This window comes from Collinsella sp. AM40-7AC (assembly GCF_003468125.1).
GTDB classification, from domain to species: domain Bacteria; phylum Actinomycetota; class Coriobacteriia; order Coriobacteriales; family Coriobacteriaceae; genus Collinsella; species Collinsella aerofaciens_O.
In genome coordinates, this window is the sequence record NZ_QSGK01000001.1 from 14,140 (window position 1) to 28,906 (window position 14,767).

Sequence of the window (14,767 nt, forward strand, 5' to 3'; positions counted from 1 at the left end):
GCTAGTCCTCATCGAGGAATGATATAAGCTCATCAGCGTTATTGAATGACGGGCTGTCGTCCGGCAGAATCCCCAACTCATGAGCTTCGGCGATCACCATGGCACGCCTCGTTGCCTCGTTGGGCACCTCCGCCCTTCCTACGATCTCAAAAGGAATCTTTCGTTGATTTACCAGCTGCCGAACAGCAAGGTTGAGATAGGAATTGAGGCTGAGGCCGACCGAATCCAAGAACTCAGTCGCCTGCTCCTTGAGCCCCTCTTCGATTCGAACCGTCGTAGGCTTAACTGTTGCTGTAGACATTTGCGACCTCCTCGCCCTCGTCTTTTACACCAGTATACCCAATATAAATGGCAATCTGATGTTAGATAACATCAGATTGCCATGCGTATTCATGTCGCGTGGGCACGATTGATCTACATCAGCCCGCTCAGGGCAATGTCGACGGCTTCGTTGAGGTCGTCGGTGATGTGCACGAGCTCGGGATCGAGCGGGCTAATCATACCGGCGTCCATCACCGGGCCGTTGAGCCAGTCGAACAGACCCTGCCAGTACTCGGTGCCCACCAGTACGAGCGGCATGCGCTTTACCTTGTGCGTCTGCACCAGCGTGAGCACCTCGAACATCTCGTCGAGCGTGCCAAACCCGCCGGGAAACACAATAGCGCCGGAGCTGTATTTGACGAACATAGTCTTGCGCACAAAGAAGTAACGGAAGTCCATACCGAGGTTCACATATTTGTTGAGCCCGTGCTCGTGCGGCAGCTCGATACCCAAGCCGACCGACTTGCCATTGACACTCGCCGCTCCCCTGTTGGCCGCTTCCATGATGCCGGGGCCGCCACCGGTGATGACCGCCACGCCACGTTGCGCGATCTTGCGGCCGACCGTGCGCGCCGCCTTGTAGAGCGGATCGGTCTTGGGCGTGCGGGCGCTGCCGAAGATGGTCACTGCAGGACCAAGCTCGGCAAGCGCGCCAAAACCATCGACAAACTCTGCCTGAATGCGCAGCACGCGCCACGGGTCGGTATGCAGCCAGTCGGTTGAATCCTCGGGCGCCAGCAGGTTGGCGTAGGTGTTGTCCTTAGGAATCATGGGGCCGCGCATGACCACGGGGCCGCGGCGGTACGTCTCGTCGTAGGCAGGCTCGCCCTCGACATTCTCGTTCTTAATCATGGGTACTCCTATCGAGAAAAAGAAAAACGGGCGGGGTCGACGCCATGCGCCAAACACCCGCCCGAACATCAACTATTCGGGATGGTACCCACGATGCATCAAGTGCTTGCAAGCTATCGGTCATCGGTCGCGCAGACGGTGTTAGCGAACGTGATGACCGGCCGGCGCTCGCCCCTTGCCGTTGCCTGCGCTCTGCAAGCGCCCGTGCCGCTCTTAGTAGTCCACCGCCGCAGGACTGTTCATCCAGTCGCTCACAAACGCGCCGTAGCGGCCCTCGATAATGGCCTGACGCGCCTGCTGCATAAGGTTGAGCAGGTAGTAGATGTTGTGCATCGAAAGCAGAATGCCGCCGAGCATCTCCTTCTGCGTGACCATGTGACGGATGAGCGCACGGCTGTAACCGCCCGTGCACACCGGGCAGGTGCAGGTGGGATCGATGGGACCGTCGTCGTGCGCAAAGCGAGCGTTGCGGAAGTTGAGGCGACCCTCGCTGGAGAATGCCGTGCCCATACGGCCGGTGCGCGTCGGCAGCACGCAGTCAAACATGTCGATGCCCACGCCAACGCCGCGCACGAGCGTGGTCGGGTTGCCGACACCCATCAGGTAGCGCGGCTTATGCTTGGGCATGTACTCGCTCACGAGCGGCGCCAGGGTCTCGAACATGGTCTCGTGATCCTCGCCCACCGAATAGCCACCGATACCATAGCCCGGGAAGTCGCCGCACTCCTCCAGATGGCGCAGCGAACGCAGGCGCAGATCCAGGTGCATGCCGCCCTGAACGATGCCAAAGAGCGCCTGGTCATCGCGGGTATGCGCCTTATAGCAGCGCTCGGCCCACATGCTCGACAGCTCAACGGCGCGCTCAACGTAGGCGCGCGTGGCGGGATAGCCCGGGCACTGGTCGAGCTGCATGCAGATATCGGAGCCGAGTTTCATGGCGATTTCCATGTTGTCCTCGGGCGTCCAAAACACGTGGCGGCCGTCGTAATCGTTGACGATAAAGCGCACGCCCTCATCGGTGAGCTTGACGGCATCGTTGTGGCTGAAGACCTGGAAACCGCCCGAGTCGGTGAGGATGGGGCCGTGCCAGTTCATGAACTTGTGCAGGCCGCCCAGCTCGGCGATGGTATCCTCGCCGGGACGCATGGACAGATGATAGGTATTGGCGAGCACGATCTGGGCGCCGAGCTTCTTGACAGTCTCGGTAGGAATGCCCTTGACGTTTGCCTTAGTGCCCACGGGCATAAAGATCGGCGTCTCGATGTCGCCGTGCGGGGTGTGCAGTACGCCGGCGCGCGCGTGCGTCGTCGGATCCTCGGTAATCAGGTCGAATTTAAAAAGGTTCTGGTCCATAAACTGGAACTCCTTGGTTGCGGTTCATACGCAAACCATTATACGGGCAACCCGCAAGAAGCACCGACTCGACAGAAACTGGTGCGAGGAGGATACGGCAGGGACACGGCAAATGAGCGTGGATTTTTGGACGCTTACCGGATGAGCGTGGATAATCTCCCACTTTTGCCCAAAGCACAGCCCAAAAACGGGAGATTATCCACTTTCATTCTGCGGGCACTCATTTAAGTACGTCCCCGATGAGTGGAGCTATTTACCAGCCACGGCAACGCCGATATTTTGGCAACGTCAGCGAGCGGTCACCAGGGCGAACAAATTGGCATGAAAAGAGGGCGGCATTGACCTTCTGGTCATGCCGCCCTCTTTGAATGACAAGTTGTCGCCCTGGTGACCGCGCAGCGTCGACCCGTTACGCGGTTTGGTAAAACCGCGTAACCCTACGGACGCTGGCCCATGCCACCCTCGAGGGTGACGGTCTCGCCGTTCATATACTTAAAGTCGGGACCGCAGAGCTGAACGACGACGCGGCCGATTTCCTTCTCGACGTCGCCGTAGTGACCCGCCGGCGGCATGTGGACGTTGGCCTTGAACGCCTCGGGATAGGCATCCTGGAAGTTCTCGAGCGCGGCGGTCCAAGCAAGCGGGCAAACGATATTGACGTTGATGCCGTCCTTGCCCCACTCGTTGGCGGCAACGCGAGTCAGACCACGGATGCCCTCCTTGGCGGCGGCATAGCTGCACTGACCATAGTTGCCAAACAGGCCGGCGCCCGAAGCAAAGTTGACCACGGAGCCCTTGGTCTCCTTCAGGTGCGGGTAGGCCTTCTGCATGTACAGGTAGGTGGCATACAGACCGGAGTAAATGGCGAGGTTGAACTGGTCCATGGTGTGATCGGCGATCGTCACGCCCGAAGCGCTGGCCTGAGCATTGTTGACGACGGCGTCGATGCGGCCGAACTCCTCAATGGCCTTGTCGATGACGTTCTGGACGACGGCCTCGTTGTCCTGACCAGCCGAGACATCGGCCTGAACAGGCAGAACCTTGACGCCGTACTCGGCCTCGAGGGATTCCTTGGCAGCCTCGAGCTTGGCAACGTTGCGGCCGGTAATGACGAGGTTTGCGCCCTCCTTGGCAAAAGCGATATCGATACCGTAGCCGATGGAGCCAGCGGAGCCGTCCTTGAGCGTGGCCTTGCCGCCGCCGGTGACGATCACGGTCTTACCAGTGAAAAGTCCCATATAAAGTCCTTTCAAATCGCGACGGGCCTGCCCGTCGACTGCGCGCATCCAACTTCACGCGCCAAAAGCTGAAATGCAACTTTAGCGGGTTCAAGTGAAAAATAAAGCCCATGGCAGGCGAACGGCGCAACGTCTTTCGGCGAAGGGAATGTCAAGTACAAACTGGATAAAGTGGCCGAGTTTTTGCTATCGACGCGAGCCATCGAACACGTTTTGAAACTTTGCTGCAGCGCGCGGGATGTCGGCGCGAGACTTTATCATAGGGTGACAAACAACGATGAGGAGCACATGCCTATGACAGACGAGCTGGACCCCCAGACTCAACAGCATATTGATGATTCCGCAGACGTCACTGCAGATGCCGACGCTGTGACCTGCGATGATATTGACCTCGACGGCCCATTCTTGGACGAAAGCGCTACGGCGGAAACCCCTGGCGCCGAAGATGCAGACGAGCAAAACGACGATGCGCCCGCTCAGGACGACCGCCCCGTACAGGATGCTGCTCCGCAAGCTGCGGGCCCTATCGAGGTTTCTTCGGAAGAAGAGCTCGACGCCGTCATGGACTCCATGATGGATGCCGTCAAAGCGATGAAAGACGCCGTGGCCGACGCTGACGTTGACGCCGAGGAAGAGGAGGCCGCCGAGGCAGCCTCGACCTTCGTACCCGGCGAGACTCCGGTTGCCGACCAGGGCAGCACCATGCCCTCGTTTCTGCAGCTCGAGCATCCCACGATTGGCACCGATGCGGTCGACCCGCACGCAGCAGGCTTTTCTGTGATCGAAGGCGGTACCGGCAATATCGCCGTGCCGCAGACTGCCGATGCGGACGCTGCCGACACCGCTCGCCCGACCGCCCCGCACTCCTCCGCCGCGAGCCGCGATCTGGGGACCGCTGTCTCGAACACTGCGAACGCCGTGGGCACCTTTATCGCCCAGGGTGCCTCGGCCATGCGCGAGATGAACGCCGCGAAAAAGGCACTTGCCGATGCCCGCGCCCACCTGGCCGAACTTGAGCAGCGCATTGCCGATCAGGCCGAGGAACTCGAGACGCGCCAGGATATCGCAGGCCGCTACGACCAGATCGTCGCCGACCAGCGCCAGGCGATTGCCACGGCCCAAAAGACTGCAGCGGCCGCCGAGATTGATCGTGATGCCCACGCCTCCAAAGCGACAGAGCTCAAGGGTCAGCTCGAACAAATGAAGACAGAGGATGACGCGACTGAGCTCCGCCTGAAGGCCGCGCTCGACGCCGTGGAGGTCCGCGAGGCGAGCTCTCGCGAGACCGGCAACCGCCTCGTTCGACGTCTTGAGGATTCCAAGCGCATCCGCGACAAGGTGAAGGCCGAGCGAGACGCCGGCATTGCGGCCGCACAACAAACCGTCGACGCCACGCGCGCCCAGCTCGAGACGCTGCGCCATGAGTATGCCGAGCTGCAACGCAATCCCTCGGCAAATCCCGCCAACTATACGGTGCGCACCAGCGAGCTCTCGATGCAGATTTCCGACACGGCAGATGCCCTGCGTAAAGCCGAAGAAGATGTCCCGCGCATCACCGCCGACCTTGAGCACTCGCTTGCCGCAGCCGAGCAGGCCGTCGAGCAGGCTCAAGCCCCTATCGCCGACGCAAAACGCGCGCACCAAGCCGTGACGACCGAAGCCGATGCCGCGCGCGACGAGCTGCAGACGGCGAAGACAGCCGCCGCGACTCGTCAGCGCGAACTGCGCGAGAAGATCGCCGCGGAGGACAAGGCACGCCGCGAGCAGGAGCAGACCATCGCCAACGCCCAAGCAGATGCCGCACATGCACAGTCGATCATCGAACAGGCGACCGAGGTGCACGACCACCCAGAAATCACTGAGTCGCTTGCAGGATCCTTGGCCCGAGACAAAGCCGAACACGCCGAGACCGAGCGAGAAGTCGCCCAGCTCGAGGCCACCGAGGACGCGGTGCGCGAACGTACCCGCGACTCACGCATCAAATTCACCGGCGCCATCGTCTGCATCGTCGCCGCAATCCTGGCGATCATCCTAGTCTGGCTGTTCGCAAGCAAGTAGTCATTGGGGACGTTCTTAAACGACTAGTCAAACAAGAACGTCCCCAACGACTAGCCCAATGACGAGAGTGGATAATCTCCCACTTTGAGCCCCCAAGCAGGCCAAAAACGGGAGATTATCCACTCTCATTCTGCAGGCACTCATTTAAGTACGTCCCCAATGAGTACCTGCCGATGCTTTGGCAAAGTCAGCGAAAACGCCCCTGAGCGAGCAAGGTGACGTGAAAGAGGGGGGCATTGACCTTCTGGTCATGCCCGACGATTGAACATCAGATTGCCGCTTAGGGGGGTTTGCAGCGTCGGCCGGTTACGGCGTTTGTAAAACGCCGTAACCTACAAAATGAGCATCGCGTCGCCAAAGCTGAAGAAGCGGTAGCGCTCTTCGATAGCAGCGGCGTAGGCATCCATGATCTGGTCGCGGGTGGCAAGCGCGCTTACGAGCATCATGAGCGTGGAGCGCGGCACGTGGAAGTTCGTGATCAGCGCGTCGACCACGTGATAGGTCGAGCCGGGCATGAGGTAAAGCTGCGTCGTGGCGTTCTCGCGCGCCACGATGTCGCCGCGGCCGAGCGTGTCGGCACCGTCCTCGCGGCCTTCAAAATAGCGCGCCGTCACAGCCGGATCGGACACCGGCGCGTCCGCGTCAAACGCACTCTCGAGCGAGCGCACCGCGGTGGTGCCGACGGCGATCACACGATGACCCTCGGCCTTCGCCTTATGCACGGCGTCGACAACCTCCTGCGACACGTGGTAGCGCTCGGTGTGCATGACGTGCTGCGTAGGGTCGTCCTCCTCCACCAAGCGGAAGGTATCGATGCCCACCTCGAGCTCGACGGCGGCAAACTTCGCGCCCTTGGCCTCGATAGCGGCCATGAGCTCGGGAGTAAAGTGCAGACCCGCCGTAGGAGCGGCAGCCGAGTGCTCCTCCTTCATGGCGTAGACGGTCTGGTACTTCTCGGGATCGCCCTCGTAATCGGTAATGTAGGGCGGCAGCGGCACGTGACCGGCAGCATGAATGGCCTCGTCGAGCGTGCGCGGCTCGCCGGCGGCATTGCAGCCGGCCGGCTCAAAGCGCACCAGACGGCCTCCGCGGCTATCGGTGACAAAGTCGATGACCTCGGCCGTCAGCACCACGGGAGCCCCCTCGGGCGCATGGGCGCCACCGGCGCGATACTCAATCTGAGCACCGGGCTTCAGGCGCTTACCCGGCTTGACCAGGCACTCCCAAACGTGGCCCAGCGGGTCAACATCCTCACGGCGCTTGAGCAGCAGCGTCTCGACCACGCCACCCGAGCCGGCTTTGCGACCGATCAGGCGGGCCGGCATCACACGCGTCTTGTTGATGACGAGCACATCGCCCGGCTCGATATAGTCGATGATGTCGCGGAAGATGCGGTGCTCAACGGTACCGCCGTGCTCCAGCGGCTTCCCCGCCTGGGAGCCTTTGCGATCCACCACCAGCAGGCGGCAGGAGTCGCGCGGCTCGGCAGGAGCCTGGGCAATCAGTTCCTCAGGAAGGTTGTAGTCAAAATCATCGGTACGCATAGACACGTCGGATACTCCTTATATAGCTAAAGTCCGCTCTACATCCTAGCAGGCTGACGTCCCAAACGAACTACTTTTTGGCGGCTTTGCGCTCGTCGCGGATGCGGGCGCGGTCCATGGCCGCCTCGACAGCAGAAAAGCGGCAGCCGCAGTAGTTCTGTCGATACATGCCCAGTTCGCGCGAACGGCGCGTAGCCTCGGGATAATACGGGCGAAAATCGCGAATCACCGGGGTGAGCCCATGGGCGGCCGCCAAACGCTCAAGCACGTCATTGCAGGTGTCGAACAGCTGATACGGCGAGACGGCGAGCGTCGTACCCACATATTCAAACCTGCGCTCCTGGGCAACGCGGCATGCCTCGGCCAAGCGCAAGGCATAGCACGAGCGACAGCGACGGGGCCGATCGGCACCCAGCGGGGCCACGCCGGCCTCCCAGCGCTCGCGGTCCTCCCCCGCCTCGATGAGCTCGATGTCGCCATCGGCACACCACCGGCGCAGCTCGTCCAGACGCCGCCGCCATTCATCGCGCGGTTGAATATTGGGATTGGTCCAGCAAATCGTGGGCTCAAACCCCTCCTCGCGCAGCAGGCGAACCGGCTCAAGCGAGCATGGTGCACAGCACGCATGCAGCAACAACGACTTCATCGACATCCCCGTCCCAGAAAACTCACACCGACATCATGGCAGCTAAAATAGCCCCGTCCCAAAAAGACTACTTTGCGAAAAAGCGCACGCCAAAGGACGTATCCTCGCAGGCGACGATACGGCGGTCGCGCAGAATGGTCCGCACGTAATACCAATCACCCACACAGCCCGACAAGTGCAGACCAGCCGCCAGGTAGCACAGCAGCGGATAGTCCGAGAACGCAAACCCCAGGGCAAATGCTGTCGTCACAACAACCGTCGGCGCCAGGCAAACCGCCATGTACCGCCGGCGCGAATACACAACGCCCTCGGCGCAGGCATAGATCATCGCCGTCTCGCGATTCGCCCCAAAGGTCACCTGCGCGCCCGCAGGCGCCAGCAGCTTAAAAAACACCGCATGCACCAGCTCGTGCACGGCAAACGATGCCATTGAGACCGCAGCCAAGCCGACTATCCAGCCCACGACAGCCATCCAGCCGCCCGCCTCAGCCGCGTCCAAGTCCGCAGGCCCGCCCAACAGCATAAACACCGGCACCAGGCACACGGCAAACACCGCGATCACGGCCATCCCCCACACGAAGCAAGCGTGTAGAAAATCCTCGTCCTCAAACGCATGTATGTTGGAAATCTCATTCATAGCATCTTAGGATAGCGCCCCTGCCACGCACCCGCCCGCATGTGCGATAATGTCGAACGATATGCACGAATTGACCACCGCGCCGCCGAACCCCGTGCCCGGCCGCGCTCTTACCTATATGCGAAGGAGTCCCATGGCATCCAAATACTCCATGAACGACCGTCCCAGCTGGCCGCGCCGCGCCATCGTTACCGCCGGCGAGCCTTACGGCAACAAAGGCCTGCACTTTGGCCACGTCGGCGGCGTCTTTGTCCCGGCCGACTTCTTTGCCCGCTTCCTTCGCGACCGCCTGGGCCGCGAGAACGTCATCTTCACCTCGGGCACCGACTGCTACGGCTCGCCCATCATGGAGAGCTACCGCAAGCTCAAGGAGAATGAAGGCTACGATAAGTCCATCGGCGAGTATGTCGAGTCCAATCACTCCCGCCAGGCCGCGACCCTCAACAACTACAACATCAGCTGTGACATCTACGGCGGCTCGGGCCTTGAGCCGGCTGCGCAGATTCACAACGAGGTGACCGCGGAGATTATCGAGCGTCTGCACGAGCAGGGCACCATCTCCAAGCGCTCCACGCTGCAGTTCTACGATGCCAAGGCCGGCACGTTCCTCAACGGCCGCCAGGTCATCGGCCGCTGCCCCATCCAGGGCTGCAAGTCCGAGAAGGCTTATGCCGACGAGTGCGATCTGGGCCACCAGTTTGAGCCCGAGGAGCTCATCGCGCCCAAGAGCCAGCTCACCGGCGAGGTGCCCGAGCTGCGCCCGGTCGACAATCTCTACTTTGATCTGCCGGCCTACCTCGACTTTATGAAGACCTATACCGCCAAGCTCGCCCAGAACCCGCAGGTTCGCTCCGTGGTCTCCAAGACCATGGAGGAGTGGCTGCTGCCGGCTCAGCTCTACATCCAGAACAAGTTCCGCGAGGCCTTCGATGCCGTCGAGGACCAGCTCCCCGAGCACACCGTGCTGGAGCCCGAGGGCAACAAGAGCAGCTTTACCGTCACCTTCCCCAGCTGGAAGGAGCGCGACGACGCCCACGCGGTGCTCGCCAACGGCGGCGTGCGCTTCCGCAGCGGCAAGGCGCTCGTGCCCTTCCGCATCACCGGCAACATCGACTGGGGCGTTCCGGTGCCCGAGGTCGACGGCGTGACCGACGTCACCTGCTGGTGCTGGCCCGAGAGCCTGTGGGCGCCCATCAGCTACACTCGCACCGTGCTCGCACGCGATGCCAAGGCCGCCGGCGTGACCGAGGGCGTCGCCGCCCAGGATGCCGCCCTCATGGGCGAGCCCGCCGCCGATTCCACGCAGGTCCCCGCGCCCACCTACCAGCACAGCTCGCTCGACTGGCGCGACTGGTGGTGCTCTGACGACGCGCAGATCTACCAGTTCATCGGTCAGGACAACATCTATTTCTACTGCATCGCGCAAACCGCCATGTGGGAGGCCCTGGGTTGGGACCTTACGCAGAGCACCGTCAGCGCCTGCTACCACCTGCTCTACATGGGCAAAAAGGCCAGCTCGTCCTCGCAGACGCCTCCCCCGCCGGCAGACGACCTGCTCAACCACTACACCTGCGAGCAGATGCGCGCTCACTGGCTGTCGCTCGGCCTGTCCGAGAAGCCAGTGAGCTTTAGCCCCAAGGCATACGACACGCGTGTGACTGGCAAGGACAAGGACGGCAACGAGGTGCGCGCCTGCGACGACAAGCGCGTCATCGATCCGGCCCTTAAGGAGAGCGCCCTTTTGACCGGCGTGTTCAACCGTCTGGCCCGCAGCTGCTTCTACGGCGTCGCCGTCAAGGAGGGCGACGAGAGCCCCTACCGCAACGGCTGCATCCCCGCCGGTGCCGCTTCTGACACCGTGGTCGAAGCCGCCGAGCAGGCAGCTCTCGCCTTTGAGCAAGCCATGTACAAGTTCGAGACGCACCGCGCGCTCGCCGTGTGCGACGACTACCTGCGTGCCGCCAACAAGCGCTGGAGCGACGCCTCTAAGGCCGCCAACAAGCTCGAGGGCGAGCCGGCAAACGCCGCAATGACGCAGGCCCTCGTCGACGCCTTTACCGAGCTGCGCGTGGCGACCGTGCTCATGCACGGCATCGTCCCTGCCGGCTGCGAGCTCATCTGCGAGTACTTCGACGTTGACCCGGTCGCCTTCTTTAGCTGGGATAACATCTTCGCCTCCACGGATGAGTTTGTGGAGAGCCTGGGCGAGAAGCCCGGCGAGCACCGCGTGAAGCCGCTACCCCCGCGCTTCGACTTCTTCAGCAAGCACGAGAGCCAGTACTAAAACACTCGACATGTAATGGAATGGGAAGGAAAGACGGATGTCCAAGCCGCGTCGTCGTAAGCAGAAAAAGCAGGTCAAGGCCGAGCTCAAGCTCAGGCAGTTTGCCGCCACCGAGCTTTCCGACCAGCTTGCCGCCCAACACTCCGCCGCCGATCTGCCGCGCTTTATGGTCGACACGGTCGCCGGCGCCTATGCGCCCGCCGATGCCGAGCTCATGATCAAGGGCTTCGGCGCCGCGGTCACACGCCCGGTCACGCTGCGCGCCAACACGCTCAAGGCGACCGCCGAGGACATCGCCGCCGCGCTCGACGCCGCCGGCATCGCCCACCAAACCGTCGCCTGGTACCCGGACGCTTTCATCCTGCCCGAGGCCCAGGTTTCCGACCTGTGGGACCTCGACATCTACCGCGACGGCAAGATCTACTTGCAAAGTCTGTCGTCCATGATGCCGCCGCTGGTCCTGGGCGCACAGGCAGGCGAGGACATCCTGGACATGTGCGCAGCCCCCGGTGGCAAGACGACGCAGATCGCCGCCCTCACGCAGGGGCAGGCGCACCTTACCGCCTGCGAGATGAGCATTCCCCGCGCCGAGAAGCTCGAAGCCAACCTCCACCGCCAAGGCGCAAAAAACGTGCCCGTCATGCGCATCGACGCACGCGAGCTCGACGAGTTCTTCCGCTTTGACCGCATCCTGCTCGACGCCCCCTGCACCGGCACGGGCACCGTCATCAGCGGCAACGAGAAAAGCCTGCGCGGCCTGACCGAGCAGCTGCTGAGCAAGTGTGCCCGCTCGCAGCGAGCACTTCTGGACCGCGCCATGGGAGCCCTTAAACCGGGCGGCACGCTCGTCTATTCGACTTGTTCGATCTTGCCGCAGGAAAACGAGGACGCCCTGCAAGAGGCCCTCGACAAGCACATGGATTGCGAGCTTATCCCCCTCGACGGCACGCCGAGCGAAAGTGAAACGCGCCGTGCTCAGGAAGTTGGCGAAGAGCCACGCATCGAGTGCAACGCCCTCACCGAGGCCATCGCCGCCAGCCACGTCTCGTCCGTCGCCAACGGTATGCCCGGCACGCTGACCATTCCGCCTAGCCGCGACTTTGAGGGCTTCTACATTGCCCTGATCCGAAAACGCAGCTAGCGCACGGATCCAAAACTCAACAAGCTATCTCTGTGCGCGTTTGCCCTGCTGGTCGCGATGCTGTTTAAGCATCGCGCGCTCCTTGCGTTCGACCCTTTTGCCCTTAATGGCCGTGACCACAAAGTAGATGACCGCGGCGGCAACGATTGCGCCCACACACAGGCCAATCGAGCCCAACATTGCTGTCAATTCCATACCGCGTCACCTCTCTTTTAAACGGGACTTTCAAGATAGCACCTCGATCCCCGCCACCACAGCTCCTTCACGTTCGCCGCCCTTCGGTCTAACGGAGGACGCGGCGGGGAAAAATCAACTCGTCAAACGATTTAGCAAGCACAACGCTGCCGGTACCCTGCCGGCCGTCATCACATAGAATCGAGCCTCCATGGATACCCTCAACGATCTAAACGAGCGCGTCGACGCCTTCGTCGGCACCAGCTCCTTCGACACGCCTGCCGCGGCAAACGACCAAGCTCCCATCGATGTGCCCGCCGAGGTTCACGAAGACATCGTCGCCTCGGTCGATTTCTCCGAGGTCGAGCTCGCAGACGAGTTCACCGAGCCCCAGGTAGCCGTCACGCCCAACGGCCTGCTCCCTATGGAGCCCCTGCCCATCGACGGACGTCTGCGCAAGGCTGCCCTTCGCATGCCCGACGAGATCGAGGAGGCCAGCGGCTTCACGCTCTTCGGCCGCCGCATCAAGTCGCTCATTTACACCACCGATGTCGCGGTTATCCGCAACTCCAACGCCGATGCCGTCTTTGCCGTTTACCCCTTCACGCCGCAGCCGGCCATTACGCAGGCACTGTTGACCGTCGCCGAGTGCCCGGTCTTTGTAGGCGTGGGCGGCGGAACTACGACCGGTAAGCGCTCCGTTCAGATGGCAGCCGTCTCCGAGATGCAGGGCGCGGCGGGCTGTGTGGTCAACTCCCCCGCCACCGCCGAGATGGTCGAGCACATCACCAACATCGCCGACATCCCCGTCATCGCCACGGTCGTACGTTGCGACGACGATGCTCACGCAAAGGTGCGCGCCGGCGCCAAGATTCTTAACATCGCCGCTGGCAAAAACACGCCGCAGGTCCTGCGTGAACTGCGCGAGCACTATCCCAACCTGCCGCTCATCGCGCCGGGCGGCAAGACGCCCGAGAGCATCCGCGAGACCATCGCCGCCGGCGCCAACGCCATCATCTGGACGCCGCCTTCGGCACAGCAGCTACAGACCGACATGATGCAGCGTTATCGCAAGATGAAGGAAGACGCCACGCCCGTTATCTCGCGCGACGATGTGCCCATTATCGACCAGGTCGCCGCCGCCGAAGTCAGCCAGGTCGAGAACATGAATCCCGACGTGCCGATTCCCGACGAGGTCATCGAGCGCGTCGCTTCGATCCACGAGCGCGTCGAGGAGCGTCGCGCCAACCGCGGGCTCAAGCCCTCACTGCACGGCTTTTTCTTCCGAGGAAAGAAACGCTAGCAAAACATCTTGGCCCGCCCCACAAACGTGAGGCGGGCCGTTTTCGTTTGAGCAATCATGCAGCGATGTGATGGGGCAAATTAATCCACGCGCTTGTCGCCCATAAAGAAGAGCGCCACCGTACCAGGTCCGGTATGCGAGCCAATCAGAGTACCGATGTTATTGATCTCAATCTTGCCTTTAAGCTGCGGAACCTGTTCCTCAATCAGCGCCGCAACTGCTTCGGCATCCTCGCGGCACGCCGAGTGCGACATGATGCACTTACCCGAATAATCCGCACCGTCCTGCACGTGTGCCATCATGGTCTTAGCCATCTCGGAAATCGCGCGCTTCTTAGTGCGAATCTTCTCACGTGGCGACAGCTTGCCGTCGCAATCGACCGTCATAAGTGGGCAAATCTTAAGCGCCGTGCCGATGATCGCGCTCGCAGCCGAAATGCGACCGCCGCGCAGGTAGCTCGACAGATCGGTCGAGAAGAACCAGTGGTGCAGGTTGAGCTTATGCTCCTCGATCCAAGCGGCCGTCTCGTCGAGTGAAGCCCCGCTATCGCGCACGTCGGCGGCACATTCCGCCAGCAGGCCAAAGCCCGAAGACGCTGCCAGCGAATCGATGACGCGCACCTTGCCGCCCTGGGGATAGCGATCCGCGAGCATCTGCGCCGCAACGCAGGCCGATCCATACGTGCCCGAAATACCCGACGACAACGTCAGGTGCAGCACGTCTTTGCCCTCGGCAACAAGCGGCTCCCAAAACTCCTCGTACTCACCCACGCTCACCTGAGACGTCTTGGGCATGGCGCCCGCGGATATCTGGGCAAAAAACTCGTCCGGCGTAATCGACTGATACAGATCGTCCGCATAGACAACATCGTCGATCTCGTAATGAAAACACACGACAGGGATATTGCGCGATTCAAAGAACTCCCGAGTTCGATCGGCGGCGGATTCACAGGTCAGGACAAAATCACTCATATGAGGCTCCTTACGTATAGTTATAAAAATTATCGCACAGCAAGCATAAATACGGTACAAATGTCCACTATTTACCAAATAGAGCCAAAGGTGGTGAACATCTTTACCGTCATCATCTCTATCGATCCCGGAGGCATACGTCTGTAAAAGCGACCCTACGTCTCCACCCAACCGCCATATCTACCTCAACTAAATCGATTTACCAAACCGTTCGGCCAACAATTCGACCTCCCATCCCCAATCGA

General features: G+C 61.5%; 13 protein-coding genes. 4 read left to right on the plus strand and 9 right to left on the minus strand.

All coding sequences use genetic code 11. From position 1 onward, the window contains the following. Position 1 precedes the first annotated feature (1 nt). The 4 genes from DW892_RS00065 to DW892_RS00080 all read right to left on the minus strand — a co-directional run bounded on the left by DW892_RS00065 (position 2) and on the right by DW892_RS00080 (position 3,764). On the minus strand, positions 2-301 hold the full coding sequence (locus DW892_RS00065; protein WP_117639722.1) for a type II toxin-antitoxin system RelB/DinJ family antitoxin: 300 nt from the start codon (positions 299-301) through the stop codon (positions 2-4). A 113-nt stretch (positions 302-414) separates the two neighbouring features. After that, on the minus strand, positions 415-1,173 hold the full coding sequence (locus DW892_RS00070; RefSeq protein WP_117639724.1) for a TIGR00730 family Rossman fold protein: 759 nt from the start codon (positions 1,171-1,173) through the stop codon (positions 415-417). A gap of 213 nt (positions 1,174-1,386) precedes the next feature. Next, positions 1,387-2,526, minus strand: a complete 1,140-nt coding sequence (gene tgt / locus DW892_RS00075; RefSeq protein ID WP_117639726.1) for a tRNA guanosine(34) transglycosylase Tgt — start codon at positions 2,524-2,526, stop codon at positions 1,387-1,389. 437 nt (positions 2,527-2,963) lie between these two features. Beyond that, positions 2,964-3,764, minus strand: a complete 801-nt coding sequence (locus tag DW892_RS00080; RefSeq protein ID WP_006235414.1) for an SDR family NAD(P)-dependent oxidoreductase — start codon at positions 3,762-3,764, stop codon at positions 2,964-2,966. A gap of 294 nt (positions 3,765-4,058) precedes the next feature. Between DW892_RS00080 and DW892_RS00085 the strand changes: the two genes are divergently transcribed. Further along, complete coding sequence (locus DW892_RS00085; protein WP_117639728.1) at positions 4,059-5,822, plus strand: hypothetical protein; 1,764 nt, start codon at positions 4,059-4,061, stop codon at positions 5,820-5,822. A gap of 332 nt (positions 5,823-6,154) precedes the next feature. Here DW892_RS00085 and queA read toward each other — a convergent pair whose 3' ends face one another. From queA to DW892_RS00100, 3 genes are all read right to left on the minus strand, one after another. Beyond that, on the minus strand, positions 6,155-7,366 hold the full coding sequence (gene queA / locus DW892_RS00090) for a tRNA preQ1(34) S-adenosylmethionine ribosyltransferase-isomerase QueA (protein WP_117639730.1): 1,212 nt from the start codon (positions 7,364-7,366) through the stop codon (positions 6,155-6,157). A gap of 70 nt (positions 7,367-7,436) precedes the next feature. After that, on the minus strand, positions 7,437-8,012 hold the full coding sequence (locus DW892_RS00095) for an epoxyqueuosine reductase QueH (RefSeq protein WP_117564473.1): 576 nt from the start codon (positions 8,010-8,012) through the stop codon (positions 7,437-7,439). Between the two features lie 67 nt (positions 8,013-8,079). After that, a complete protein-coding gene (locus DW892_RS00100) occupies positions 8,080-8,649 on the minus strand; it encodes a DUF3267 domain-containing protein (RefSeq protein ID WP_117564474.1) in 570 nt (189 codons plus the stop codon). 133 nt (positions 8,650-8,782) lie between these two features. Between DW892_RS00100 and DW892_RS00105 the strand changes: the two genes are divergently transcribed. Together DW892_RS00105 and DW892_RS00110 are read left to right on the plus strand one after the other, a co-directional pair. Further along, a complete protein-coding gene (locus DW892_RS00105; RefSeq protein ID WP_089572112.1) occupies positions 8,783-10,933 on the plus strand; it encodes a methionine--tRNA ligase in 2,151 nt (716 codons plus the stop codon). Between the two features lie 37 nt (positions 10,934-10,970). Beyond that, the gene (locus DW892_RS00110; RefSeq protein WP_117639732.1) at positions 10,971-12,074 is read left to right on the plus strand and encodes an RsmB/NOP family class I SAM-dependent RNA methyltransferase; all 1,104 of its coding nucleotides are present in this window, start codon (positions 10,971-10,973) and stop codon (positions 12,072-12,074) included. 24 nt (positions 12,075-12,098) lie between these two features. Here the strand turns inward: DW892_RS00110 and DW892_RS10350 are convergent, their stop codons facing one another. Next, positions 12,099-12,269, minus strand: coding sequence for a hypothetical protein (locus DW892_RS10350; RefSeq protein ID WP_158549278.1), 171 nt, complete (start codon positions 12,267-12,269; stop codon positions 12,099-12,101). 190 nt (positions 12,270-12,459) lie between these two features. On the opposite strand from DW892_RS10350, the gene DW892_RS00115 reads away from it, so the two are divergent. Beyond that, positions 12,460-13,551: a hypothetical protein gene (locus DW892_RS00115; protein WP_117639734.1), complete on the plus strand. Its 1,092-nt coding sequence runs from the start codon at positions 12,460-12,462 to the stop codon at positions 13,549-13,551. Between the two features lie 80 nt (positions 13,552-13,631). Here the strand turns inward: DW892_RS00115 and DW892_RS00120 are convergent, their stop codons facing one another. Continuing rightward, positions 13,632-14,522: a DegV family protein gene (locus DW892_RS00120; protein WP_117639736.1), complete on the minus strand. Its 891-nt coding sequence runs from the start codon at positions 14,520-14,522 to the stop codon at positions 13,632-13,634. Positions 14,523-14,767 lie beyond the last annotated feature (245 nt).